Origin of the sequence: Citrobacter rodentium NBRC 105723 = DSM 16636, assembly GCF_021278985.1 — a bacterium.
Taxonomy (GTDB): Bacteria; Pseudomonadota; Gammaproteobacteria; order Enterobacterales; family Enterobacteriaceae; genus Citrobacter_A; species Citrobacter_A rodentium.
Window position 1 is genome coordinate 204,133 of the sequence record NZ_CP082833.1, and the last position, 22,881, is coordinate 227,013.

General features: G+C 56.3%; 21 protein-coding genes and 1 pseudogene. 9 read left to right on the plus strand and 13 right to left on the minus strand.

The window, feature by feature from the left end:
* Positions 1–25: 25 nt before the first annotated feature.
* Positions 26–1,579 (plus strand): crotonobetaine/carnitine-CoA ligase, encoded by a 1,554-nt coding sequence (gene caiC / locus K7R23_RS00875; RefSeq protein ID WP_012904425.1) that lies wholly within the window; start codon positions 26–28, stop codon positions 1,577–1,579.
* 52 nt (positions 1,580–1,631) lie between these two features.
* On the plus strand, positions 1,632–2,417 hold the full coding sequence (gene caiD / locus K7R23_RS00880; RefSeq protein WP_012904424.1) for a crotonobetainyl-CoA hydratase: 786 nt from the start codon (positions 1,632–1,634) through the stop codon (positions 2,415–2,417).
* 226 nt (positions 2,418–2,643) lie between these two features.
* Here the strand turns inward: caiD and caiF are convergent, their stop codons facing one another.
* The 5 genes from caiF to K7R23_RS00905 form a co-directional block, all read right to left on the minus strand.
* On the minus strand, positions 2,644–3,033 hold the full coding sequence (caiF, locus tag K7R23_RS00885) for a carnitine metabolism transcriptional regulator CaiF (RefSeq protein ID WP_012904423.1): 390 nt from the start codon (positions 3,031–3,033) through the stop codon (positions 2,644–2,646).
* 246 nt (positions 3,034–3,279) lie between these two features.
* Positions 3,280–6,504 carry a carbamoyl-phosphate synthase large subunit gene (gene carB, locus K7R23_RS00890; protein ID WP_012904422.1) on the minus strand — a complete coding sequence of 1,075 codons (3,225 nt, stop codon included), beginning with the start codon at positions 6,502–6,504 and terminating at the stop codon, positions 3,280–3,282.
* Positions 6,505–6,522: 18 nt separating this feature from the next.
* The gene (gene carA, locus K7R23_RS00895) at positions 6,523–7,671 is read right to left on the minus strand and encodes a glutamine-hydrolyzing carbamoyl-phosphate synthase small subunit (protein ID WP_012904421.1); all 1,149 of its coding nucleotides are present in this window, start codon (positions 7,669–7,671) and stop codon (positions 6,523–6,525) included.
* Between the two features lie 453 nt (positions 7,672–8,124).
* On the minus strand, positions 8,125–8,946 hold the full coding sequence (gene dapB, locus K7R23_RS00900) for a 4-hydroxy-tetrahydrodipicolinate reductase (RefSeq protein ID WP_012904420.1): 822 nt from the start codon (positions 8,944–8,946) through the stop codon (positions 8,125–8,127).
* Positions 8,947–9,079: 133 nt separating this feature from the next.
* Positions 9,080–10,087, minus strand: coding sequence for a LacI family DNA-binding transcriptional regulator (locus tag K7R23_RS00905; protein WP_012904419.1), 1,008 nt, complete (start codon positions 10,085–10,087; stop codon positions 9,080–9,082).
* 185 nt (positions 10,088–10,272) lie between these two features.
* On the opposite strand from K7R23_RS00905, the gene K7R23_RS00910 reads away from it, so the two are divergent.
* From K7R23_RS00910 to K7R23_RS00930, 5 genes are read left to right on the plus strand one after another with little or no spacing between them, the layout of a single operon-like run.
* Complete coding sequence (locus tag K7R23_RS00910) at positions 10,273–12,018, plus strand: class I mannose-6-phosphate isomerase (RefSeq protein ID WP_012904418.1); 1,746 nt, start codon at positions 10,273–10,275, stop codon at positions 12,016–12,018.
* Between the two features lie 4 nt (positions 12,019–12,022).
* Positions 12,023–12,451 carry a PTS sugar transporter subunit IIA gene (locus K7R23_RS00915; protein ID WP_012904417.1) on the plus strand — a complete coding sequence of 143 codons (429 nt, stop codon included), beginning with the start codon at positions 12,023–12,025 and terminating at the stop codon, positions 12,449–12,451.
* A gap of 11 nt (positions 12,452–12,462) precedes the next feature.
* Entirely contained in the window at positions 12,463–12,957 is a 495-nt protein-coding gene (locus K7R23_RS00920; RefSeq protein ID WP_012904416.1) for a PTS sugar transporter subunit IIB, read from the plus strand.
* A gap of 10 nt (positions 12,958–12,967) precedes the next feature.
* Entirely contained in the window at positions 12,968–13,771 is an 804-nt protein-coding gene (locus tag K7R23_RS00925) for a PTS mannose/fructose/sorbose/N-acetylgalactosamine transporter subunit IIC (RefSeq protein ID WP_012904415.1), read from the plus strand.
* Positions 13,771–14,589, plus strand: coding sequence for a PTS system mannose/fructose/sorbose family transporter subunit IID (locus K7R23_RS00930; RefSeq protein ID WP_012904414.1), 819 nt, complete (start codon positions 13,771–13,773; stop codon positions 14,587–14,589). Before K7R23_RS00925 ends, K7R23_RS00930 begins: the two co-directional genes overlap by 1 nt.
* Positions 14,590–14,640: 51 nt before the next feature.
* Here the strand turns inward: K7R23_RS00930 and K7R23_RS00935 are convergent, their stop codons facing one another.
* The 4 genes from K7R23_RS00935 to fkpB all read right to left on the minus strand — a co-directional run bounded on the left by K7R23_RS00935 (position 14,641) and on the right by fkpB (position 17,065).
* The gene (locus K7R23_RS00935) at positions 14,641–15,423 is read right to left on the minus strand and encodes a glucose-6-phosphate isomerase family protein (RefSeq protein ID WP_012904413.1); all 783 of its coding nucleotides are present in this window, start codon (positions 15,421–15,423) and stop codon (positions 14,641–14,643) included.
* Positions 15,416–15,538, minus strand: coding sequence for a hypothetical protein (locus K7R23_RS25775; protein WP_255201146.1), 123 nt, complete (start codon positions 15,536–15,538; stop codon positions 15,416–15,418). The genes K7R23_RS00935 and K7R23_RS25775 overlap by 8 nt, the downstream gene beginning before the upstream one ends.
* Before the next feature lie 125 nt (positions 15,539–15,663).
* Entirely contained in the window at positions 15,664–16,614 is a 951-nt protein-coding gene (ispH, locus tag K7R23_RS00940) for a 4-hydroxy-3-methylbut-2-enyl diphosphate reductase (RefSeq protein ID WP_012904412.1), read from the minus strand.
* A 1-nt stretch (position 16,615) separates the two neighbouring features.
* Entirely contained in the window at positions 16,616–17,065 is a 450-nt protein-coding gene (fkpB, locus tag K7R23_RS00945; RefSeq protein ID WP_012904411.1) for an FKBP-type peptidyl-prolyl cis-trans isomerase, read from the minus strand.
* A 174-nt stretch (positions 17,066–17,239) separates the two neighbouring features.
* On the opposite strand from fkpB, the pseudogene K7R23_RS25815 reads away from it, so the two are divergent.
* Positions 17,240–17,359 (plus strand): annotated as a pseudogene (locus tag K7R23_RS25815) (hypothetical protein); the annotation flags it as partial.
* Between the two features lie 215 nt (positions 17,360–17,574).
* Here K7R23_RS25815 and lspA read toward each other — a convergent pair.
* From lspA to K7R23_RS00965, 4 genes are read right to left on the minus strand one after another with little or no spacing between them, the layout of a single operon-like run.
* Positions 17,575–18,072 (minus strand): signal peptidase II, encoded by a 498-nt coding sequence (gene lspA / locus K7R23_RS00950; protein ID WP_012904410.1) that lies wholly within the window; start codon positions 18,070–18,072, stop codon positions 17,575–17,577.
* Positions 18,072–20,888, minus strand: a complete 2,817-nt coding sequence (gene ileS / locus K7R23_RS00955; protein WP_012904409.1) for an isoleucine--tRNA ligase — start codon at positions 20,886–20,888, stop codon at positions 18,072–18,074. The genes lspA and ileS overlap by 1 nt, the downstream gene beginning before the upstream one ends.
* Before the next feature lie 37 nt (positions 20,889–20,925).
* Entirely contained in the window at positions 20,926–21,864 is a 939-nt protein-coding gene (gene ribF, locus K7R23_RS00960; protein ID WP_012904408.1) for a bifunctional riboflavin kinase/FAD synthetase, read from the minus strand.
* Between the two features lie 7 nt (positions 21,865–21,871).
* The gene (locus tag K7R23_RS00965; protein WP_012904407.1) at positions 21,872–22,087 is read right to left on the minus strand and encodes a DUF2575 family protein; all 216 of its coding nucleotides are present in this window, start codon (positions 22,085–22,087) and stop codon (positions 21,872–21,874) included.
* A gap of 105 nt (positions 22,088–22,192) precedes the next feature.
* On the opposite strand from K7R23_RS00965, the gene rpsT reads away from it, so the two are divergent.
* Complete coding sequence (rpsT, locus tag K7R23_RS00970; protein WP_002887965.1) at positions 22,193–22,456, plus strand: 30S ribosomal protein S20; 264 nt, start codon at positions 22,193–22,195, stop codon at positions 22,454–22,456.
* Positions 22,457–22,881: the final 425 nt, after the last annotated feature.

The window sequence follows — 22,881 nt, forward strand, 5'->3', positions numbered from 1 at the left end:
CGTCAGAGAAAGGGAAAGAGATGCAATGGATATCGTTGGCGGACAACATTTACGTCAGATGTGGGACGATCTGGCGGAAAAATATGGCGGTAAAACGGCGCTGATTTACGAATCCTGCGCAGGGAAGGCGCAGCAGTTCAGCTACGCCTCGCTTAATCAGGAGATCAATCGCACGGCGAATCTGTTTTACGCATCGGGTATTCGCAAAGGCGATAAGGTCGCGCTGCATCTGGATAATTGCCCGGCGTTTTTCTTCTGCTGGTTTGGGCTGGCAAAGATTGGCGCCATTATGGTGCCAGTCAACGCCCGGCTGCTGCGTGATGAAAGCGAGTGGATCCTGCAAAGCAGTCAGGCCAGGCTGTTAGTCACCAGCGCCGCGTTCCTGCCAATGTATCGCCAGATCCTGCGTCAGAGCGACACCATGCTGACCGACATCTGGATAACTGACGCGGATGCCGGGGAAGAAACCAACGTGATGAACTTTACGCAGCGAAAAGACCGGCAACCGGCCACGCTGCGCGATGTCCCGCCGCTCTCTGTTGACGACACCGCAGAGATCTTATTTACCTCCGGCACCACCTCTCGGCCCAAAGGAGTCGTGATCACCCACTATAACCTGCGCTTTGCCGGCTACTACTCGGCATGGCAGTGCGCCCTGCGCGAGGATGACGTCTATCTGACGGTAATGCCCGCGTTTCACATCGACTGTCAGTGTACCGCCGCTATGGCGGCATTCTCGGCAGGCGCGACCTTTGTGCTGATTGAAAAATACAGCGCCCGCGCCTTCTGGCAGCAGGTGCGCAAATACCGCGCCACCGTTACCGAATGCATTCCGATGATGATCAGAACGCTGATGGCCCAGCCCGCCACGCCGCAGGATCGGCAGCACGCCCTGCGGGAAGTGATGTTCTACCTGAATCTGTCTGAACAGGAAAAAGACGCCTTTATCGCGCGCTTCGGCGTCCGTCTGCTGACCTCTTATGGCATGACCGAAACCATCGTCGGCATTATTGGCGACCGTCCGGGCGATAAGCGCCGCTGGCCCTCAATTGGGCGGCCGGGCTTCTGCTACGAAGCGGAGATCCGCGACGAGCATAACCGCGTGCTGCCCGCCGGGGAAATTGGCGAAATCTGCATTAAAGGCGTGCCGGGTAAAACGATCTTCAAAGAGTATTACGCCAGGCCCGACGCGACCGCGAAAGCGCTCGAACCCACCGGCTGGCTGCATACCGGCGATTCCGGCTATCGCGACGAAGAAGGTTTTTTCTATTTTGTCGACCGCCGCTGCAACATGATTAAGCGCGGCGGAGAAAACGTCTCCTGCGTTGAGCTGGAAAATATTATTTCTGCGCATCCGAAAATTCAGGACATCGTGGTGATCGGCATTAAGGATTCGATACGCGATGAAGCGATCAAAGCATTTGTGGTGCTCAATGAAGGCGAAACGCTCACGCAAGAAGAGTTTTTCAGCTTCTGTGAACAAAATATGGCGAAATTTAAAGTCCCCTCTTTTATGGAAATAAGAAGCGACCTGCCCCGTAACTGTTCCGGGAAAATAATCAAAAAGAACCTGAAATAACCCAACCGGCGGGCATAGCGCCTGCCGGCCCCTCTTTTTCTGGAGATGAACCATGAGTGAATCCTTACATTTAACCCGTAACGGCGCTGTTCTGGAAATTATTCTCGATCGCCCTAAAGCCAATGCCATTGACGCCCGAACCAGTTTTCAGATGGGGGAAGTTTTTCTTAATTTCCGTGACGATCCTGAACTGCGCGTCGCCATCGTGACCGGGGCGGGCGAGAAATTCTTTTCCGCAGGCTGGGACTTAAAAGCCGCTGCGGAAGGCGAAGCGCCGGACGCCGATTTCGGTCCCGGCGGTTTTGCGGGTCTGACTGAATGCTTCGATCTCGACAAACCGGTGATCGCCGCGGTCAACGGCTACGCTTTCGGCGGCGGCTTTGAGCTGGCGCTGGCGGCGGATTTTATCGTCTGCGCCGATCACGCCAGCTTTGCGCTGCCGGAGGCCAGGCTGGGCATCGTCCCGGACAGCGGCGGCGTACTGCGCCTGCCGAAGCGGTTACCGCCAGTTATCGCTAACGAAATGGTGATGACCGGCAGGCGGATGAGCGCCGGGGAAGCGCTCCGCTGGGGGATCGTCAATCGGGTAGTCAGCCAACAGGCGCTGATGGACAGCGCCCGTGAGCTGGCGCAACAGCTGGTCAGCAGCGCGCCGCTGGCGATCGCCGCGCTGAAAGAGATCTATCGCGCCACCGGCGAAATGTCGGTTGAGGAAGGGTATCGCTGTCTTCGTAGCGGCGCGCTGAAGCATTACCCGGCGGTATTGCATTCCGAAGATGCGCTCGAAGGACCGCGGGCGTTCGCGGAAAAACGCGACCCGGTGTGGAAAGGGCGTTAACGCCGCCATCCGGCAATGTTAACGCCTGATGGCGCTGCGCTTATCAGGCCTACGCACACCATCCCTATGCCTCCCCCCGTAGGCCGGATAAGGCATTTACGCCGCCATCCGGCAATGTTAATGCCTGATGACGCTGCGCTTATCAGGCCTACCAGCGCACCATCTCATGCACACCCCGTAGGCCGGATAAGGCGGTTACGCCGCCATCCGGCAAAGGTCTTTCCTCTTACCGCCGCAGGCTCTTTGACAGCATCATCTGCCATTTCTGCTCGCGGTTCAGCTCCGACGGCGGTACGGCGGTCATTTGCGGCGTTCTGTTGACCATTTTTTGCTGCGCCCCCTGCCCCAGTCGGGCGTACAGCTGCGGCGCGATATGGGTGACCCGCACCAGACGCTGGCACTGGCAGCCGCGGCCTTCCAGCTGGTTAGGGATGGTCTTCGTTTCACAGTGAATTTCCGCCACCTCTGCAAGAATATAAGAGACGGTATTGCTCGCTTTGCAGTGATCCATATTAAATTGCTTCGCGATCTCTTTCGCGCTTACCCAACGCTTTTCCGCCATAACCCAGTCGGCAATCAACAAATAAAGCGGTTTATCAACACGTTCTTCACACATAATCACACCATTTCACAAATTAAAAATCCTGCTATGTCCTGTCGGCAAAAATTCAAACAAGACCATATTAAAAATGTGGATATAGGGGATAGTATGCAACTTGCCGGGCAATGAGTGTGATCCAAATCTTGCTTGTTACATTGATATTCCTGCTATTGCGGCGTCATGATCCAGCCAGAAAACGAAGGCATAAAAAAACGGCTCCGTTAACGGAACCGTTTTTAACAGCCGAATAATCAGCGTCGGTTATTTTTTAATTTGCGCGTGCATTTCCTGTACCGAAATCACCTTTTCGGTGGCATCGGCATTCAGCGCCATCGCGGTAGCGAAGCCGCCGTTCAGCGTGGTGTCGTAGTGCACTTTATACTGCAGCGCGCTGCGGCGGATCACCCGGGAGTCCTCAATAGCGCGACGTCCGGCGGTGGTGTTAATGATGTAGGTGTATTCGCCATTCTTGATGCGATCCTGAATATGCGGACGACCTTCATGCACCTTGTTTACCAGACGCGGGTTGATGCCCGCCTCGCCCAGCACAATCGCCGTGCCGTGGGTGGCATCCAGCTCAAAGCCCTGTTTCAGCAGCTTCGCGGCAAGATCCACCACGCGCTCTTTATCGCCTTCGCGCACGGAGAGCAGCGCACGCCCCTGTTTCTTCATCGTGGAGTTGCTACCCAGCTGCGCCTTGGCAAACGCCTCCGCGAAGGTGCGGCCCACGCCCATCACTTCCCCGGTAGAGCGCATTTCCGGCCCTAACAGCGGGTCGACGCCCGGGAATTTGTTGAACGGCAGCACCACCTCTTTCACCGAGTAGTAAGGCGGGATGATCTCTTTCGTTACGCCCTGCTCAGCCAAAGACTTACCGGTCATTACTCGCGCCGCCACTTTCGCCAGCGGAACGCCGGTCGCTTTGGAGACGAACGGTACGGTACGCGCCGCGCGCGGGTTAACTTCAATCAGATAGACTTCGTTATCTTTCACCGCAAACTGCACGTTCATCAGGCCGCGAACCTGCAGTTCGAAAGCCAGCTTCTGCACCTGCTGGCGCATCACGTCCTGGATCTCCTGGCTCAGCGTGTAGGCTGGCAGCGAACAGGCGGAGTCGCCGGAGTGTACGCCTGCCTGCTCGATATGCTCCATGATGCCGCCAATCAGCACCATCTCGCCGTCGCAGATGGCGTCTACGTCCACTTCCACCGCATCGTCGAGGAAGCGGTCAAGCAGCACCGGCGCGTCGTTGGACACGCTGACCGCCGTCTGGAAGTAGCGACGCAGATCCGCTTCGTCGTAGACAATTTCCATCGCCCGACCGCCAAGAACGTAAGAAGGACGCACCACCAGCGGATAGCTAATCTCTTTCGCCTTTTCGACCGCCTGTTCGATAGTGGTAACGGTGGCATTCGCCGGCTGCTTCAGCTTCAGGCGGTCAACCGCATGCTGGAAACGCTCACGGTCTTCCGCGCGGTCAATGGCGTCCGGACTGGTGCCGATAACCGGTACGCCAGCCGCTTCAAGAGCACGCGCCAGCTTCAGCGGCGTCTGGCCGCCGTACTGGACGATAACGCCTTTCGGCTTCTCAATGCGCACGATTTCCAGCACGTCTTCCAGAGTGACCGGCTCAAAGTACAGGCGGTCGGAGGTGTCATAGTCGGTTGAAACCGTCTCCGGGTTACAGTTAACCATGATGGTTTCGTAACCGTCTTCGCGCAGCGCCAGCGAAGCATGGACGCAGCAGTAATCAAACTCGATACCCTGGCCGATACGGTTCGGGCCGCCGCCGAGAACCATGATTTTGTCACGGTCGACGGACGGATTCGCTTCACACTCGTCTTCATACGTGGAGTACATGTAGGCGGTGTCGGTGGCGAATTCCGCCGCGCAGGTATCCACGCGCTTGTATACCGGATGCAGGTCGTACTGGTCGCGCAGCTTGCGGATTTCCGCTTCGCGTACCCCCGCCAGCTTCGCCAGACGCGCATCGGCAAAGCCTTTACGCTTCAGCTGGCGCAGGAAGTCGGCGGTCAGGCCGTTGATGCCCAGCTCCGCCACTTTTTCTTCCAGACGCACCAGCTCTTCAATCTGCACCAGGAACCAGCGATCGATGTTGGTCAGGTTGAACACGCCGTCAACCGAGAGGCCCGCGCGGAACGCGTCGGCGATGTACCAGATACGATCCGCGCCCGCATCTTTCAGCTCGCGGCGAATTTTGGTCAGCGCTTCCGGATCGTCGAGGCTCACTTTCGGGTCGAAGCCGGTGGCGCCCACTTCCAGACCGCGCAGCGCTTTTTGCATGGACTCCTGCTGGGTGCGGCCAATCGCCATCACTTCGCCGACCGACTTCATCTGCGTGGTCAGACGGTCATTGCTGCCGGCGAATTTTTCGAAGTTGAAGCGTGGGATTTTGGTCACCACGTAGTCGATGGAGGGCTCGAACGAGGCCGGGGTACGCCCGCCGGTAATGTCGTTCATCAGCTCATCAAGGGTGTACCCCACCGCCAGTTTCGCCGCCACTTTGGCAATCGGGAAGCCGGTAGCCTTGGAGGCCAGCGCGGAGGAGCGCGATACGCGCGGGTTCATCTCAATAACAATCAGGCGACCATTTTTCGGGTTTACCGCAAACTGAACGTTTGAACCGCCGGTTTCGACGCCAATTTCACGCAGCACCGCCATCGAGGCGTTACGCATGATTTGATACTCTTTGTCGGTCAGCGTCTGGGCGGGCGCGACGGTGATGGAGTCGCCGGTGTGGATGCCCATCGCGTCGAAGTTTTCAATGGAGCAGACGATGATGCAGTTATCGTTCTTATCCCGCACCACCTCCATCTCGTACTCTTTCCAGCCGATCAGCGATTCATCAATCAGCAGCTCTTTGGTGGGTGAAAGATCCAGACCACGGGCGCAAATCTCTTCAAATTCTTCGCGGTTATACGCAATGCCGCCGCCGGTGCCGCCCATCGTAAAGGACGGACGGATGATACACGGATAACCGACGTCAGCGGCCACCGCCAGCGCCTCTTCCATCGTGTGGGCGATACCCGAGCGTGCGGTTTCAAGACCGATTTTCTTCATTGCGATGTCGAAACGACGGCGGTCTTCGGCTTTATCAATCGCATAGGCGGTGGCGCCGATCATGGTCACGCCGAACTCTTCGAGGACTCCCTGACGCTCCAGCTCCAGCGCGCAGTTCAACGCCGTCTGGCCGCCCATCGTCGGCAGCACCGCGTCCGGGCGCTCTTTTTCGATAATTTTACGCACCACTTCCCAGTGAATCGGCTCGATGTAGGTGGCATCGGCCATTTCCGGGTCGGTCATGATGGTTGCCGGGTTAGAGTTGACGAGGATAACGCGATAGCCTTCCTCGCGCAGCGCCTTACACGCCTGCGCGCCGGAGTAGTCAAACTCACACGCCTGACCGATAACAATCGGACCCGCGCCCAGAATCAGGATACTTTTTATGTCTGTACGTTTTGGCATGGCTCTGTTAACCCCTGATTATTTCGCGGACTGACGGTATTGCTCAATAAGTTCGATAAAGTGGTCGAACAGCGGTGCGGCGTCGTGCGGCCCCGGGCTGGCTTCCGGATGGCCCTGGAAGCTGAACGCCGGTTTGTCGGTGCGATGAATCCCCTGCAAAGTCTGGTCGAACAGCGATTTATGGGTGACGCGCAGGTTTGCCGGCAGCGTGGCTTCATCGACCGCAAAACCGTGGTTCTGCGCCGTGATCATTACGGTATTGTTGTCGATATCTTTCACCGGATGGTTACCGCCGTGGTGGCCGAATTTCATCTTCACGGTCTTCGCCCCGCTCGCCAGCGCCAGCAGCTGATGGCCCAGGCAGATGCCAAATAGCGGGATGTCGGTATTCAGGAACTGCTGGATCGCGTCGATGGCGTAATCGCACGGCGCCGGATCGCCAGGCCCATTCGAAAGGAAGATGCCGTCCGGGTTCATTTTTAATACCTCTTCGGCGGAGGTTTTCGCGGGAACGACAGTCAGGCGGCAGCCTCTGTCCACCAGCATACGCAGAATGTTGCGCTTGGCGCCAAAATCGTAAGCGACAACGTGGAACGGCAGGTCGTCTTCTTTTTTCGCTTCCGGCAGGTCGCCTGAAAGCGTCCAGCTGCCCTGCGTCCAGCTGTAGGTTTCCGTTGTCGTGACCTCTTTCGCCAGGTCCATACCGTTCAGGCCCGGAAACGCTTTCGCTTTTTCCAGCGCCAGCTGCGCATCCGGATTATCGCCAGCGATGATGCAGCCGTTCTGTGCCCCTTTCTCGCGCAGCAGACGCGTCAGCTTACGGGTATCAATATCCGCAATCGCCACGATGTTATGGCGCTTGAGATAAGAAGAGAGGTCTTCGGTATTGCGGAAGTTGCTGGCAATCAGCGGCAGATCGCGAATAACGAGGCCCTGCGCATGTACCCGGGAAGATTCTTCATCGGCGGCGTTGGTGCCGACATTACCGATATGGGGATAAGTAAGAGTAACGATTTGGCGGGAATAGGAAGGATCAGTGAGGATTTCTTGATAACCGGTCATTGAAGTATTGAAAACGACTTCCCCAACCGCCGAACCTGTTGCCCCTATGGCCCGACCGTGAAACTGGGTTCCGTCTTCCAGAACCAATAGCGCTGACTTAATCAAAACACCCTCCAGAGAATATTCACTCACTTTATTTGCATACTAATTCATTTGTAAGGGATGAATCAATGCAAATCTGCTTACCTGAATTTCTGGCAAACGGCGGCATTCTGAAGAGAAGGCAGGTAAAAGTCAACTTAAAGGCAGTATTTTTTATACTATTTTGCCGCTCAGGAACGGAACGGGCGCTTTATCTGGTAAAAAGATCAACTAACTCAGGCTGGAAAACGCTTGCGCGCGCATTAGCGTATTAAAAATGACGGCAGCGTCAAAAAAAGTGGACCATCTGGTCAAAATTTACATTTCGACAACCAGATCTGACCGGATAAATTTAATTTTAAGCCATCTGGTAAATTAAAGTACTCGTAATGGCTAAAATAAAAGGGCAATAAAATATTGCCCTATGTAATCAATAGATTGAGATTACAATAACCACATCACGAAGGTAATATCGCGTTATAAATTGTTTAAATCCAGCACGTCTCGCATATCAAAAAGGCCGTTTTGCTTCGCAGAAAGCCAAAGCGCGGATCTTACCGCTCCGTTAGCGAAAGTCATCCGGCTGGAGGCTTTATGGGTGATTTCGACCCGCTCGCCGATATCGGCAAACATCGCCGTGTGCTCCCCAACGATATCGCCCGCCCGCACGGTGGCGAAACCGATGGTTCCCGGCACGCGTTCGCCGGTGTAGCCTTCGCGGCTGTAAACGGCGCACGCCTTGAGATCTTTATCCAGCGCATGCGCAATCGCCTCTCCCATCGCCAGCGCGGTACCCGACGGCGCATCCACTTTATGCCGGTGGTGGGCTTCGATAATTTCGATATCGGTGTAATCGCCCATCACCTTCGCCGCTTTCTCCAGCAGCTTCAGCATAACGTTGACGCCAACGCTGAAGTTAGCCGCGAACACAATGCCAATCTGCCGGGATGCATCGCGAATCGCCTGCTTGCCCGCCTCATCAAATCCGGTGGTGCCGATGACCATCGCTTTACCGTGTTCACGACAAAACGCCAGGTGGTTCAGCGTCCCCTCCGGGCGGGTAAAATCGATAAACACATCAAAGTCATCCTTTACCGCCTCAAGGCTGCTCTGGACGGTAACGCCCGTCTTCCCTGCGCCTGCCAGCTCTCCGGCATCGCTGCCCAGCAGAGACGATCCCTCACGTTCCAGCGCCGCGCCAAGCGCAACACCTTCCATCTGGAGGACGGCCTGAATTAACTGGCGGCCCATACGGCCACCCGCGCCGGCAATCGCGACGCGGACCTGTGCATCATGCATAGTTATTCTCTTACGTTAAAATGAGGTAAAGCGCTTTCAGAGTAACCAGCCTGTGATAAAGCCGCCATCTGAAAACGTCGATAATTAGAATTTTATGATAAACAGGCAGGCGTATCAGTAAAAGGCATGATGTTCAGTGAAAACCGCATGACTCCCGGATAACCAGCGCGGGCGGAAGAATGATCCGTTTCGGCGGCTCATCGTTCCCCTGTATCCGGCTGTACAACAGTTCGCCCGCTTTGCGCCCGATCTCCTTCGCCGCCACGGAAACGGTGGTCAACGCAGGCTGTACCAGCGCCGCCTCGGTGATATCGTCAAATCCCACCAGCGCGAAATCGCGTCCCGGTTCACGGCCCATTTTGCGCAGCGCCTGCATCACGCCCAGCGCCACTATATCCTGGTAGCAAACGGCGGCGGTGATCTGCGGATAGCGGCCAAGAATGGACTCCGCCGCTTTCGCCCCGTCTGGCTGACTGGCCCCGGCGGCGACAATCCAGTCAGGATCGGGCGAAATTCCCCACTCCAGCAGCGTGCTGGTAAATCCGCCAATTCGCTGTGCGCGGGTGCCGGACCCCGGACTCCCGCCGATAAAGGCGATATTTTTATGGCCCAGTCTGAGCAAATGCGTCGTCGCCATCTGCGTGCCGAGAAAGTTATCGGTGCCGACATAATCAAAATCGGGATCGTTCACCGTGCGGACCACCATAATTGCGGGGATGTTGCGCCTTTTCAGCGCGTCAAAAAAGGAAACCGGCGTCTCCCTCGCAGCGCAGAGCACCATGCCGCAGGCGTTATTGCGCATCAGGGAGTCAACAAACTTTTGCTGCCGCTCGCCGGACTCTTCGCTGTTGGCCAGAAACAGCAGCAGATCGTGTCGCTCCATCTCATCGCTAAGCCCGGCGGTCATTTCGCCATAGAAGGGGTTAGTAATGTCATGGAGTAACAGGCCGACCTGGTTACTGCTGCGGTTACGCAGATTGGCGGCGGTTTGATTATAAACGTAGCCGGACGCATCCAGCGCCTGCAACACCCGTTCACGCGTTGCCTGTGAGATACGCCCCCGATTGCGTAATACCATTGATACGGTCGCCGTAGAGACGCCCGCCCTTTTAGCGACCTGCGCCAGCGTAACTGTTGTCATGATTCCTCCCTGCTGCATACAGGTTAATCGAATAACCAAAATATCTCTTCACACCTGTGATTTCCATCACGCTGGCGACACATTTCCGCCCCTGGTTTCTCTTTTTGACGGGTTAATCGCGTTAACCAGCTTAGAAAAACAAGGTTAATCGATTAATCTCCATTTAGCTAATACGGAGACAGAAAATGCCAACCACCTATAACAAATACCCTGACGTTGTCGTACAGGGATATGATCACCAGGCCTGGCAAGGCTGGAATACTATTCTTTCTGCGCTTAACACCAAGCTTTCAGATTCGACGAAAACCGTGCTGGTCGTCGATTGCTATCCGGGCGTACGCACGGATGAACTGGAACAGCAGCTTCTGGCGAATCTGGACGTCGCCTTAGCGGTGAATATCGACTCCGCTCGTCTCGAAAAAGAGGCGCTGGACTACCTGCTGGCGCGAAACCTGACCGATGACCGCATCTTCGGCGTCCTTTCCTGCCACCAGCTGGTCGAGTTCTTTGACCCTGACAGGCTCGAACAGATCCGTCAGCAAATCGCCTCGGTGAAGAAAGGCGTCGTCGTCGTGTATGGTCCCGGCGCGGCACTGGCGCACTCCGGCGATGTGCTGGTGTACGCCGATCTTCCCCGCTGGGAAATACAGCAGCGCATGCGCCATGACGGCCTGGCAAACTGGGGGGCGGAAAACGCGGACGAAGATATTCTGCGTCGCTATAAACGCGCCTACTTCATCGAATGGCGCGTCTTTGACAGGCATAAAACCCCGCTGCTCAAACGCGCCGACTTCTTGCTTGATACCACCATTGAAAATGCCCCGGCGATGGTCAGCGGCGATGCGCTGCGCGCGGGGTTACAGCAAACCACCACCCAGCCGTTTCGCGTTGTCCCCTTCTTTGATCCCGGCATCTGGGGCGGTCAGTGGATGAAGCAACAGTTCGATCTCGATCCCGCTGCGCCCAATTACGCATGGTGTTTTGATTGCGTGCCCGAGGAAAACAGCCTGTTACTGCGATTTGGCGCAGTGCGGATCGAGCTCCCCTCTCAGGATCTGGTATTGCTCTACCCGCATCCCCTGCTCGGCGAAAAGGTTCATGCCCGCTTTGGTACCGACTTCCCCATCCGTTTTGACTTTCTCGACACCATTGACGGACAGAATCTGAGTTTTCAGGTCCATCCGCTGACCGAATACATCCAGCAGCAGTTTGGTATGCACTATACCCAGGATGAGAGCTATTACATTCTCGACGCTCAACCGGAGGCGAAGGTCTATCTTGGCACCCGAACCGGGATCGAGCCGCAGGAAATGCTGGAGGATCTGCGCGCCGCGCAACGCGGAGAAAAAGCGTTCGACGATGCGCGTTTTGTTAATCAGATCCCGGCGCGGAAACACGATCACTTTCTCATCCCGGCCGGGACGGTCCACTGCTCCGGCGCCGGAACCATGGTGCTGGAGATCAGCGCGACCCCGTATATCTTCACCTTTAAGCTGTGGGACTGGGGACGCCTGGGATTAGATGGTTTACCCCGCCCCGTGCACCTTGAACACGGCGAGCAGGTCATCGACTGGCAGCGCGACACCCAGTGGGTCTACGACAATCTGGTTAACCGCATTGAGCCTGTGGCTGAGGGCGAGGGGTGGAAAGAAGAAAGAACCGGTTTGCACGAGCGGGAATTTATCGAAACGCGCCGTCACTGGTTTACCGCGCCGGTCATCCATCATACCCAGGGCGGCGTTAACGTCCTGAATCTGGTGGAAGGCGCTGAAGCGATCGTCGACAGCCCCAGCGGTGCGTTTGCGCCCTTCACCGTCCACTACGCTGAGACATTTATCATCCCGGCAGCCGTAGGGGAGTACCGAATCTCTCCTTCCGGCAAAGGCGTCGGCCAGAAGCTCGCCACCATCAAAGCCTGGGTAAGAGGATAAGCATATGATCAACATTATTGTCGCCACCCACGGTCCGCTGGCGGAAGCGCTTCTCGCCAGCGCCCGGATGGTGTACGGGGATTTACCGCATGTTTACACGGCGACGCTGAGCGAACAGTCGGGAATAGAAGGTTTTAAAGAGAGCTTTGCCAAAACCCTCGCGGAGGCCGGACAAAACGCGGATGGCGTGCTGGTGCTGTGCGATATGCAAAGCGGTACGCCGTGGAACGTCGCCTGCCAGTATGCGTTCTCGCCTGACACTCAGCCGCCTGTCGCCGTTGTCGCGGGCGTCAATTTCCCGATGCTGCTGCAAAGCGAAGAGATCAACCCGTTAACCGATGTACACGCCGCTGCCGATGAACTGTTGGCGTTAACCGTCCCGACGCTGGTGAAAGCCGCTCCGGTTGTCACCACTCAGTCAGAAGATTTTTAAAGGAAACCGCTATGAGTATCTCTTTTGTACGTATTGACGACCGCGTTATTCATGGGCAGCTCGTCACACGCTGGGCCAGAGAGCTGCCCTGTGATGGCATTATCGCTATCGATGACGCCGTTGCGGCCGATCCCCTGCTCTCATCGGTAATGAAAGGCGCGGTTCAGGACACCAAAGTCTGGCTATTTGATACCGCGACAGCGATTGAAAAGCTGCCGAAAGTCATCGCCAGCGAGAAGCGCTATTTTGTGATCGCTAAATCTCCCGTCACGCTGAAAGGCATAGAAGAAGCAGGCATCAGCCTGCAAAACGGCAACGGAAAAATCAACGTCGGGCCGATGAGCGCCCGCGCCGATACCGTCACTATCGGCCCCAACCAGTCAGTCAACGCCGATGAAATCGCCGCCTTTGACTGGCTGACCCAGTGCGGGCATCTGGTTGAATTTCGCCTGGTGCCGGATGCCAGTTTCTACAGCTGGCAGGATGCACGCCAGAAAATGAAATAAGGAGGGCGTAATGATCTTTGAAGCGACGTTAATCGGCATTCTGTGCTATCTCGGCGCCCTCAGCAGCCCCTGGCTTTTTGGGCTGACCGGCGGCTGGTATCTGATTACCCGCCCCCTGATTTCCGGCATGTTAGTGGGGCTCATTCTCGGGGATATGCAAACCGGGATCGTCATCGGGGTTGCGGTGCAGGCGGTCTATATCGCGATGGTGACGCCAGGGGGATCGATGCCTGCGGATCTCAATTTTGTGGCTTACCCGGCGATTGCGCTGGGCATCCTGTCGGGTAAAGGTCCTGAAGTCGCCGTTGCGCTGGCGGCGACAATCGGCATCGCCGGCACCATTTTGTTTAACGCGATGATGGTGCTGAACTCCTTCTGGAACCATCGGGCCGACGTGGCGCTGGAGCGCGGCGACGAGCGCGGTCTTTATCTGAACAGCGCCATCTGGCCGCAGGTATCAAACTTTATATTACGTTTCGTGCCTACCTTTATTGCGGTCTATTTCGGCGCGCAGTACATCAGCGGTTTTATGGATAGCCTGCCGGGGATAGTGCTCTCCACGATGAACGTGCTGGGCGGCATTCTGCCCGCGGTAGGGATTGCGATCCTGCTCAAGCAGATCATCAAAAACTACAGCATGCTGATCTATTTTCTGGTCGGCTTCGTCTGCATCGTTTTTTTAAAACTCAACATGGTCGCGCTGGTGATCGTCGGTTCACTGCTGGCGTTGATTCACTACAACTACAAGCCGGAAGCGCCACAGGCGGTGAATGCGGCATCCGCAGCTAAAGATGATGATGAGGATGAATTCTGATGGAACAACGCACCCTGACCCGTAAAGATCTCCGCCGCTGCTGGCGGGCATGGATGATGCACAACCTCTCCTCAATGAGCTTTGAGCGTCTGGCATCATTTGGCTTTTGTCTGAGCATGTTGCCGGTCGCGAAAAAACTCTATCCGGACGCCGCGCAGCGTCATGAAATGCTGCGGCGGCACGCATCGTTCTACAATACCGAACCCCAGATTGGCGCTATCGTCAACGGCATGGCGCTCGGTCTGGAAGAGAAGAAAGCCAACGGCGAACCGATTGATGGCGAAACCATTAATACGTTAAAAGTCGGCCTGATGGGCCCGATTGCCGGTATTGGCGACTCCATGATCCCAGGGATGCTAATCCCTATCCTGCTGAGCATCGGTATGGCGCTCGCCGCCGGGGGAAATATTCTTGGGCCGCTGTTTTATACCGTCGCCTGGCTGGCCATCATTATACCCGGCTCCTGGTTCCTGTTTTTGAAAGGCTACAAAATGGGCTCCGGTTCGGTTGAAATGCTGGTGAGCAGTAAATCAGCCCGTCTGCGTGAAGCCCTGTCGCTGCTGGGCGTATTTGTCATGGGCGGCGTGGCGGCAAGCTACGTTAAGCTGGGAACCGGGCTGGAATTTATCACCAAAGACGGGGTAAATATTCATGTTCAGCAGATGCTCGACGGCATCTTTCCCCAGCTGCTGCCGCTGGCCGTGGTGCTCGGCACGTGGTATTTGATGGCGAAGCGCGGCGTCTCTCCGGTGAAAGCGATGGTTCTGCTACTTGTGCTGGCGGCGCTGGGGGTCGCAACGGGACTGTTTGCCGGATAACCGACTGTTTTCTTCACTAATAATAGATAACCGGGGCAACGCCCCGGTTTTTTATGGATGAAAGTGAGCCCACAGCTCCGCAACTTTATCCGGACGGGAAATAAACTGGAAACGGGCGGGATCGTCAATAAACTGCTGGTATACCGGGGCGGAAGTGATGGCAAACTCCGTATATTGCCGGGGCGTCACGACCTGCAGGCGACCCGGAAGATAGCGCGGGTTATGCTGCCAGACCACGTTTTTATCCTGCAACAGCGGATACCAGGCCAGGCCTTTGCGCGCTCTTATCGCCTCATACTCAAAGCCGTATTCGCGATCGCACCACGCGCCAAAGGTTAATGGCGCGTCAGGATCGGCGGAGATAGTGGCGTGTCCCCAGCCCGGCGGCACCAGCACCTTCTCGCCGGGACCGGCAATCACCGCGAAACAGCGTCCCGGATCGTCTCCGACATGCTCCTGCATATAGACGATCGCTTTTCCCTGCCAGATCTCATACAGCTCCGGCGGCGACCAGCCGCTGTGCTGGCTGATGCGATGGACATGCCCCTGGCTACGTACCGGCTCTTCACCCAGCCGCCCTGCCGCGTAGGTCACCACGCCAAATAACAGCATACGCTTTCTCAGCTCGTCGCGATCCTGCATCCTGGCGACATCCATCGCGATGGCATAGACCTCCTGCGGCCCGCTGCAATGCGGGTCGCGCAGCGAAGCACGAATCTGGTCGAGTCGGCGAATTTCCGGCATCGGCCCGGTGACCTCATCGCCATAGCTAAAGCCGGGCGGATGATGATGCACCGCCATATCCAGACCGAAAGAGTGAAGTGCGTCAGCCATGCCGCACCTCTCTCGCCTTAACCGGCGGGGTCCTGGCAGCAGCCAACAGCAGGCCAACGGTTAAAGCGCCGTTTGCCCGTTCCAGCCGCGACGGCTGGCTAAAAGGAAGGTTCATATGTGTCTCCGGCCCGAGGAGAACAACAGGGACAGAGTAGCAGATTAATCGATTAACTCGCCAGCCTTCGCCTGAAAAAATGCCGGGCGACAAACCCGGCATATTTCAATGAATGACCCAGAGCGTTACCCTATTTCACGCACATCCATGCGCAGCTCTTTCGGCACTTCGAACACAATGTTCTCTTCACGGCCTTCAAGCGGGATCGCTTCGCCGCCGCCCAGCGCCTGCAGGCGAGTGATAACGTTCTGCACCAGAATATCGGGTGCCGACGCGCCTGCGGTCACCCCGACGCATTTCGCCTCTTTCACCCAGGCTTCCTGGATATCGGTGGCATCGTCGATCAGAAATGCCGTTTTCCCCATCCGCTGGGCCAGTTCCGCCAGGCGATTGGAGTTAGAGGAGTTTTTCGAACCGACCACCAGCACCACGTCAGCCTGCTCCGCAAGTCGGCGCACCGCTTCCTGACGGTTGGTCGTGGCGTAGCAGATATCATCTTTGCGCGGCCCGACAATTTTTGGAAAGCGCTGGCGCAGCGCATCAATGACGTCGGAAGTATCATCCACGGAGAGCGTGGTCTGGGTCATAAAGGATAGCTTGCCTTCGTTTTTTACGTTCAGCGTCCAGACATCCTCCGGCGACTCCACCAGATACATTCCCCCTTCCGGGTTGCTGTACTGCCCCATCGTGCCTTCCACTTCCGGGTGCCCGGCATGACCAATCAGGATCGACTCTTCGCCGCGGCGGCTGGCGCGCGCCACTTCCATATGCACTTTGGTCACCAGCGGGCAGGTGGCGTCAAAAACGGTGAGATCGCGGCTTTTCGCCTCGTTACGCACCGCCTGCGACACCCCGTGGGCAGAGAAAATCAGGATTGCGCCGTCCGGCACTTCGCTGATTTGCTCAATGAAAATCGCCCCGCGTTCGCGCAGGCTGTCGACCACATAGCGGTTGTGCACCACTTCGTGGCGAACGTAGATAGGCGCGCCATAAATCGCCAGCGCGTTTTCAACAATGCTGATAGCGCGGTCTACACCGGCGCAAAAACCGCGCGGGTTGGCCAACAGGATCTGCATTTTACCCCTCCAGCGCCGGATCGACTTCCAGCACGTCAATATCAAAATGAACGGTATGCCCCGCCAGCGGATGGTTGAAATCGACGGTGATCGAATCACCGTTAATTTCGCGGATCACGCCGGGCATCTCACTGCCGTCCATTGCGGTAAAGAGCATAATTGCGCCGATTTCAGGTTCGCCCGCATCCATAAATTCGCGGCGCGAGAAGTACTGAATCAGATCGGGAGTCGGTACGCCAAACGCGGCATCCGGCTCCAGGGAAAAGGTGGCTTTATCGCCGTCTTTCAGTCCGAGAAGATGCTGCTCCAGTCCTTCAGACAGAGAGCCATCCCCCAGGCGGAAAAGCGCGGGCTTGCCGTTATTACGGGTTGACTCTGCGGTGGAGCCATCGTCGAGCTTTAAGGTGAAGTGCACCAGCACCGCACTGTTACTCTGTACTGATTTAGACATGCAGGTTGCTCACTTATTTTGTCCGGCCTGTTTGCCTGATGGCGCTGCGCTTATCAGGCAAACAGGAGCTTATCGTAGGCCGGATAAGGCGTTTACGCCGCCATCCGGCGCCACGTCCGCCTGATGGCGCTGCGCTTATCAGGCCTACAGGAGCTTATCGTAGGCCGGATAAGGCGTTTACGCCGCCATCCGGCACTACGTCTGCCTGATGGCGCTGCGCTTATCAGGCCTACAGGCGATTACCCCAGGCCGGATAAGGCGTTTACGCCGTCATCCGGCACCACGTCCGCCTGATGGCGCTCTGCGCTTATCAGGCCTACAGGAGATTAACCACAGGCCGGATAAGGCGTTTACGCCGCCATCCGGCATTACGTCCGCCTGATGGCGCTGCGCTTATCAGGCCTACAGGCGATTACCCCAGGCTGGATAAGGCGTTTACGCCGCCATCCGGCACTACGTCTGCCTGATGGCGCTGCGCTTATCAGGCCTACAGGAAATTACCACAGGGTTTACGCCGTGGTTTTCTGTTTTGACGGTATAAAGCCTTCCAGCACGATCAGCGCCGCGCCGATACAGATCGCGCTATCGGCGAGGTTAAAGGTGGCGAAATGCCACTCCCCGACGTAGAAATCGATCATATCGACGACAAAGCCGTGCCACAGGCGGTCGAACAGGTTGCCCAGCGCGCCGCCGATGATTAACGCATAGGCGATGTTATTCAGCTTCTGCGTCGCTTTTGCGCGGTACATCAGCACCGTCAGAATAACGCAGATACCGATAGCGATACCGGCAAAGAACCAGCGCTGCCAGCCGCCGCTATCGGCAAGGAAACTGAATGCCGCGCCATAGTTACGCGCATAATGCAGATTAAGCGACGGGAACAGCGGCACCGTATCCCCCAGAGCGAAATTCTGGAGGATCAGGAACTTGCTGCCCAAATCGATAATCAGCACGACGACTACCAGCCACAGCCAGCGTAGCCCTGTTGAACTCAACGATTTACTCATCAGGCAAACTTACGTTTTTCGCCATCGCCGGCGACGTTGCTGACACAGCGGCCGCAGATCTCTGCGTGTTCCGCCACCTTACCGACATCAGTGGTGTAGTGCCAGCAGCGCGGGCACTTCTCACCTTCGGCTTTACTCAAGGCGACTTTCAGCCCTTTGAGCAGTTCGCTCTGCTGGGCGTCAGCAGAAGCCTCCGCATAGTCAGCGACTTTCGCGCCCGAGGTCAACAGGACAAATCGTAATTCGTCGCCCAGCGCGGTCAGCTTCGCCGCCAGTTCCGGCTCCGCGTACAGGGTCACTGCCGCTTCCAGAGAACCGCCGACTTTCTTATCCGCACGCGCCTGCTCGATCACCTTGTTCACTTCGCCGCGGACTTTCAGCAGCTCGTCCCAGAAGGCATCGTTCATCGGCTCGGTTTCGCCCAGGCCAAACAGACCTTCATACCATTCGCCGGTAAAGACATATTTCTCACGCTCGCCCGGCAGGTAACCCCAGATTTCGTCGGCGGTGAAGGACATGATTGGCGCCATCCAGCGCACCAGCGCTTCCGCAATGTGGTACAGCGCGCTCTGGCAGCTACGACGCGCAACGCTATCGGCCTTCGCGGTGTACTGGCGGTCTTTGATGATGTCGAGGTAGAACGAACCCATTTCAACGGAGCAGAAGCGCATCAGGCGCTGTACCACTTCGTGGAAATCATAGTCCTCGTACGCCTTCAGGATATCTTCCTGCGCGGCCTTCGCGCAGCCGACCGCCCAGCGGTCCAGCACCACCATCTCTTCCGGTTTCACCATGTCTTTCACCGGATCGAAACCGTTCAGGTTGGCCAGCAGGAAGCGCGCGGTGTTACGGATACGACGATAGCTGTCGGCGGCGCGCTTCAGGATCTCGTCCGATACCGCCATTTCACCGGTGTAGTCGGTGGAAGCCACCCACAGACGCAGAATATCCGCCCCCAGTTTGTTCATCACATCCTGCGGCGACACGGTGTTGCCGATGGATTTGGACATCTTGCGTCCCTGACCGTCCACGGTGAAACCGTGAGTCAGTACCTGGCGGTAAGGCGCTTTGCCTTTCATGGCGGTGGAGATCATCAGCGAAGACATAAACCAGCCGCGATGCTGGTCAGAGCCTTCCAGATACATATCCGCCGCGTGACCGGCGAACTCCGGACGCACGTCCACCACGGAAGCGTGAGTAGAACCGGAGTCAAACCAGACGTCCAGAGTATCCGGCACTTTCACATACTGGTCGGCTTCATCGCCGAGGATCGCTTTCGGATCGAGATCCCACCATGCCTGGATGCCGTCCACCTCAACGCGTTTCGCAACCTCTTCCATCAGTTCCACGGCGCGCGGGTGCAGCTCTTCGGTGTCTTTATGCACAAACAGCGCCATCGGCACGCCCCAGGTGCGCTGACGGGAGATACACCAGTCAGGACGGTTAGCGACCATCGACTCGATACGCGCCTGGCCCCAGTCCGGGATCCACTGTACGCCTTTGATCTCTTTCAGCGACTGCGCGCGCAGTCCTTTCTGATCCATGCTGATGAACCACTGCGGGGTCGCACGGAAGATGATCGGCGACTTGTGACGCCAGCAGCACGGATAGCTGTGCTGCATTTTCTCTACGTGCAGCAGCGCGCCTTTTTCACGCAGCAGCTCAACGATGGTATCGTTAGCTTTAAAGACGTTTACGCCGTCCAGACCTGGATAAGTTCCGGCCAGATACGCGCCGTCCGGACCGACCGGATTCGCGATTTCCAGACCGTATTTCAGGCTGATGGTGTAGTCGTCAGGACCGTGACCACCGGCGGTGTGCACCGCACCGGTACCGGCATCCAGCGTTACGTGATCGCCAAGGATCGCCGGCACGTCGAAGCCCATAAACGGATGGGTAAAGCGCAGCAGCTCCAGTTCCGCGCCTTTCACCGTACCGAGGATACTGTAATCGGCAACGCCAATGCGCTGCATTACGCTTTCCACCAGATCTTTCGCCAGGATCAGCGCCTGACCATCGATTTGCACCAGCGCATAGTCGAAATCCGGCGCCAGCGAGATCGCGCGGTTGGCCGGCAGCGTCCACGGCGTTGTGGTCCAGATGACCAGCGAGATCGGCCCGCTGACGCCCGGCAGGCCAAATTTCGCCTGTACTGCATTCTGATCCACGGCACGAAACGCAACGTCGATGGACGGAGACGTTTTGTCGTAATACTCCACTTCCGCTTCCGCCAGCGCGGAACGGCAGTCTACGCACCAGTGTACCGGCTTGGCGCCTTTATGCAGATGGCCGTTACCGATGATCTTACCCAGCGCGCGAATGATGTTGGCTTCGGTTTTGAAGTCCATCGTCAGGTACGGGTGCGACCAGTCGCCCAGCACGCCCAGACGGATAAAGTCCTTGCGCTGGCCGTCAACCTGAGTCGCGGCATATTCGCGGCACTTGGCGCGGAACTCGGCGGCGGTGAATTTCTCCCCCGGCTTACCGTACTCCTGCTCCACTTTCAGCTCGATCGGCAGACCGTGGCAGTCCCAGCCCGGAACGTAAGGCGAGTCGAATCCTGAAAGCCCTTTGGACTTCACGATAATGTCTTTCAGAATCTTGTTAACCGAGTGACCAATATGAATGCTGCCATTCGCATAAGGAGGGCCGTCATGCAGAATGAAGGTTTTTTTGCCTTTTTTGGCCGCACGAATGATGCCGTACAGGTCATCATCGGTCCAACGCGCCAGCATTCCCGGTTCGCGCTTGGCGAGATCGCCGCGCATCGGGAACCCTGTTTCCGGCAAATTCAGGGTTGATTTATAGTCACTCATCAGGTTCTCGGTTCCGTATTTATAACTCGTTCAGGCGTTAAGCCGGTTTTGATAGCCCAAAAAAATCCCGGGCCGTTAATTCATCTCGCGCAATCTGCGCTTTCAGTTCATCCAGCGAAGCAAACCGCTGTTCGTTGCGTATTTTTTTACGCAGCACTACATCTATATGGCGACCGTAGAGGTCCATTACAACGTCCAGCACATGAACTTCTAACTGTTGGCGAACGCCCGCCACCGTCGGACGGGTTCCGATATTAGCCACGCCGGGCATTGGCTGCTCGCCTGCGCCCATCACTTCTACCGCATATACCCCTTTGACCGGGGAAACCTGACGGCGCAGCGGTATGTTTGCCGTCGGAAACCCTATCGTGCGCCCAAGTTCATCACCGTGCACAACGCGACCGGAGATGGTAAACGGATGCCCCAGCAAGCTTTCAGCAAGCGCCAGGTTGTCTTCCGCCAGCGCCTGGCGCACGGCGGTGCTGCTGATGCGTACGCCGCCTTCACAGAAAGTCTGGGTGTTGGTGACAGCAAAGCCGTATTCGGCCCCGGCCTTCTGTAATAACAAGAAATCGCCAGTCCGACCAGCGCCGAAACGGAAATCATCGCCAACGGCGAGAAATCGCACCCCGAGACGGTCGACCAGCAGATCGCTGATAAAGGTCTGCGCCGTCAGCGCAGCGAAACGGCGGTCAAACCGCACGCACAGCACATAGTCGACGCCGCACTGCGCCAGATAACGCAGCTTCTCCCGCAGACGGGTCAGGCGCGCTGGCGCTTTATCGGTCGCGAACAGTTCCAGCGGCTGCGGTTCAAAAATCATCACCATCACCGGTAAGCCACGCCTGCGCCCTTCTTCCTGCAAACTTTGCAGCAGCGCACGATGCCCACGATGCACGCCGTCGAAATTACCAATAGTCAGCACACACCCGTGCGGGGCCTGACTGAGATTATGTATGCCGCGTATCAGCTTCATGTCTGGCTCAAAACAGTGAAAATCGCCAAAGTATACCTTGTACCGCGGTTAAGGTTAACCGGCGATTGATGCCCCGAAACAGAAAGAGGATGCTTTTCATCGCTATGAGGCAAATGCAGGCGGTTAACAGACAACGCAATTCAATTTTTCTCGCTGAAAAGCTGTATTCACGCCCCGCAAGCTGGTAGAATCCTGCGCCATCACTACGTAACGAGCGCCGCAAGATTAACGGCGCTTATTTGCACAAATCCATTGACAAAAGAAGGCTAAAAGGGCATATTCCTCGGCCTTTGAATTGTCCATATAGAACACATTTGGGAGTTGGACCTTGGCTAATATCAAATCAGCTAAGAAGCGCGCCGTTCAGTCTGAAAAGGCTCGTAAGCACAACGCAAGCCGTCGCTCTATGATGCGTACTTTCATCAAGAAAGTATACGCAGCTATCGAAGCTGGCGACAAAGCTGCTGCACAGAAAGCATTTAACGAAATGCAACCAATCGTGGACCGTCAGGCTGCTAAAGGTCTGATCCACAAAAACAAAGCTGCACGTCATAAGGCTAACCTGACTGCACAGATCAACAAACTGGCTTAATCGCCCGTTGGTTGTCGCTTTGTGAAAAACCCGCGAAAGCGGGTTTTTTTATGTCTGACGGATTGCACCATCACACCTCCGCCGCTTTCTTCTTTCTGCTCCCTGCTCCTTCTTCTGCGCTGCGCGGAGTTCCTGAAAATAATTTTGTTTTGTTCTGAAAGAATTTACCTTTCATTGTGCGCAAAAACGTGACCTGCATTCCAAAGCCAGGATAATTCCAACTAAAAATTAATTTTCACAACTGTAAAACCAGATATGGCAATTGATCCACTCAGTGCCTTTAACTAATTTCAGCTCATCACAATGAGTAACGCTACTATTTTAATTTCGGTTATTCATTATCTTCATCAATATATTGCAGAAAGAAAAATGCTCAGAAAATAAAAGCGGTATTTCCTGGCTTGTCATAAATAATACAGGAGTTA

What these genes read in the sequence shown, in the direction of transcription:
- carB (WP_012904422.1), bottom strand. Translation starts at nt 6,504, where the DNA reads ATGCCAAAACGTACAGACATAAAAAGTATCCTGATTCTGGGCGCGGGT.
- K7R23_RS00935 (WP_012904413.1), bottom strand. Translation starts at nt 15,423, where the DNA reads ATGGCTGACGCACTTCACTCTTTCGGTCTGGATATGGCGGTGCATCAT.
- K7R23_RS00925 (WP_012904415.1), top strand. Translation starts at nt 12,968, where the DNA reads ATGATCTTTGAAGCGACGTTAATCGGCATTCTGTGCTATCTCGGCGCC.
- ribF (WP_012904408.1), bottom strand. Translation starts at nt 21,864, where the DNA reads ATGAAGCTGATACGCGGCATACATAATCTCAGTCAGGCCCCGCACGGG.
- fkpB (WP_012904411.1), bottom strand. Translation starts at nt 17,065, where the DNA reads ATGTCTAAATCAGTACAGAGTAACAGTGCGGTGCTGGTGCACTTCACC.
- dapB (WP_012904420.1), bottom strand. Translation starts at nt 8,946, where the DNA reads ATGCATGATGCACAGGTCCGCGTCGCGATTGCCGGCGCGGGTGGCCGT.
- caiF (WP_012904423.1), bottom strand. Translation starts at nt 3,033, where the DNA reads ATGTGTGAAGAACGTGTTGATAAACCGCTTTATTTGTTGATTGCCGAC.
- K7R23_RS00915 (WP_012904417.1), top strand. Translation starts at nt 12,023, where the DNA reads ATGATCAACATTATTGTCGCCACCCACGGTCCGCTGGCGGAAGCGCTT.
- lspA (WP_012904410.1), bottom strand. Translation starts at nt 18,072, where the DNA reads ATGAGTAAATCGTTGAGTTCAACAGGGCTACGCTGGCTGTGGCTGGTA.
- K7R23_RS00905 (WP_012904419.1), bottom strand. Translation starts at nt 10,087, where the DNA reads ATGACAACAGTTACGCTGGCGCAGGTCGCTAAAAGGGCGGGCGTCTCT.
- K7R23_RS00910 (WP_012904418.1), top strand. Translation starts at nt 10,273, where the DNA reads ATGCCAACCACCTATAACAAATACCCTGACGTTGTCGTACAGGGATAT.
- K7R23_RS25775 (WP_255201146.1), bottom strand. Translation starts at nt 15,538, where the DNA reads ATGAACCTTCCTTTTAGCCAGCCGTCGCGGCTGGAACGGGCAAACGGC.
- caiC (WP_012904425.1), top strand. Translation starts at nt 26, where the DNA reads ATGGATATCGTTGGCGGACAACATTTACGTCAGATGTGGGACGATCTG.
- ileS (WP_012904409.1), bottom strand. Translation starts at nt 20,888, where the DNA reads ATGAGTGACTATAAATCAACCCTGAATTTGCCGGAAACAGGGTTCCCG.
- K7R23_RS00930 (WP_012904414.1), top strand. Translation starts at nt 13,771, where the DNA reads ATGGAACAACGCACCCTGACCCGTAAAGATCTCCGCCGCTGCTGGCGG.
- K7R23_RS00920 (WP_012904416.1), top strand. Translation starts at nt 12,463, where the DNA reads ATGAGTATCTCTTTTGTACGTATTGACGACCGCGTTATTCATGGGCAG.
- ispH (WP_012904412.1), bottom strand. Translation starts at nt 16,614, where the DNA reads ATGCAGATCCTGTTGGCCAACCCGCGCGGTTTTTGCGCCGGTGTAGAC.
- caiD (WP_012904424.1), top strand. Translation starts at nt 1,632, where the DNA reads ATGAGTGAATCCTTACATTTAACCCGTAACGGCGCTGTTCTGGAAATT.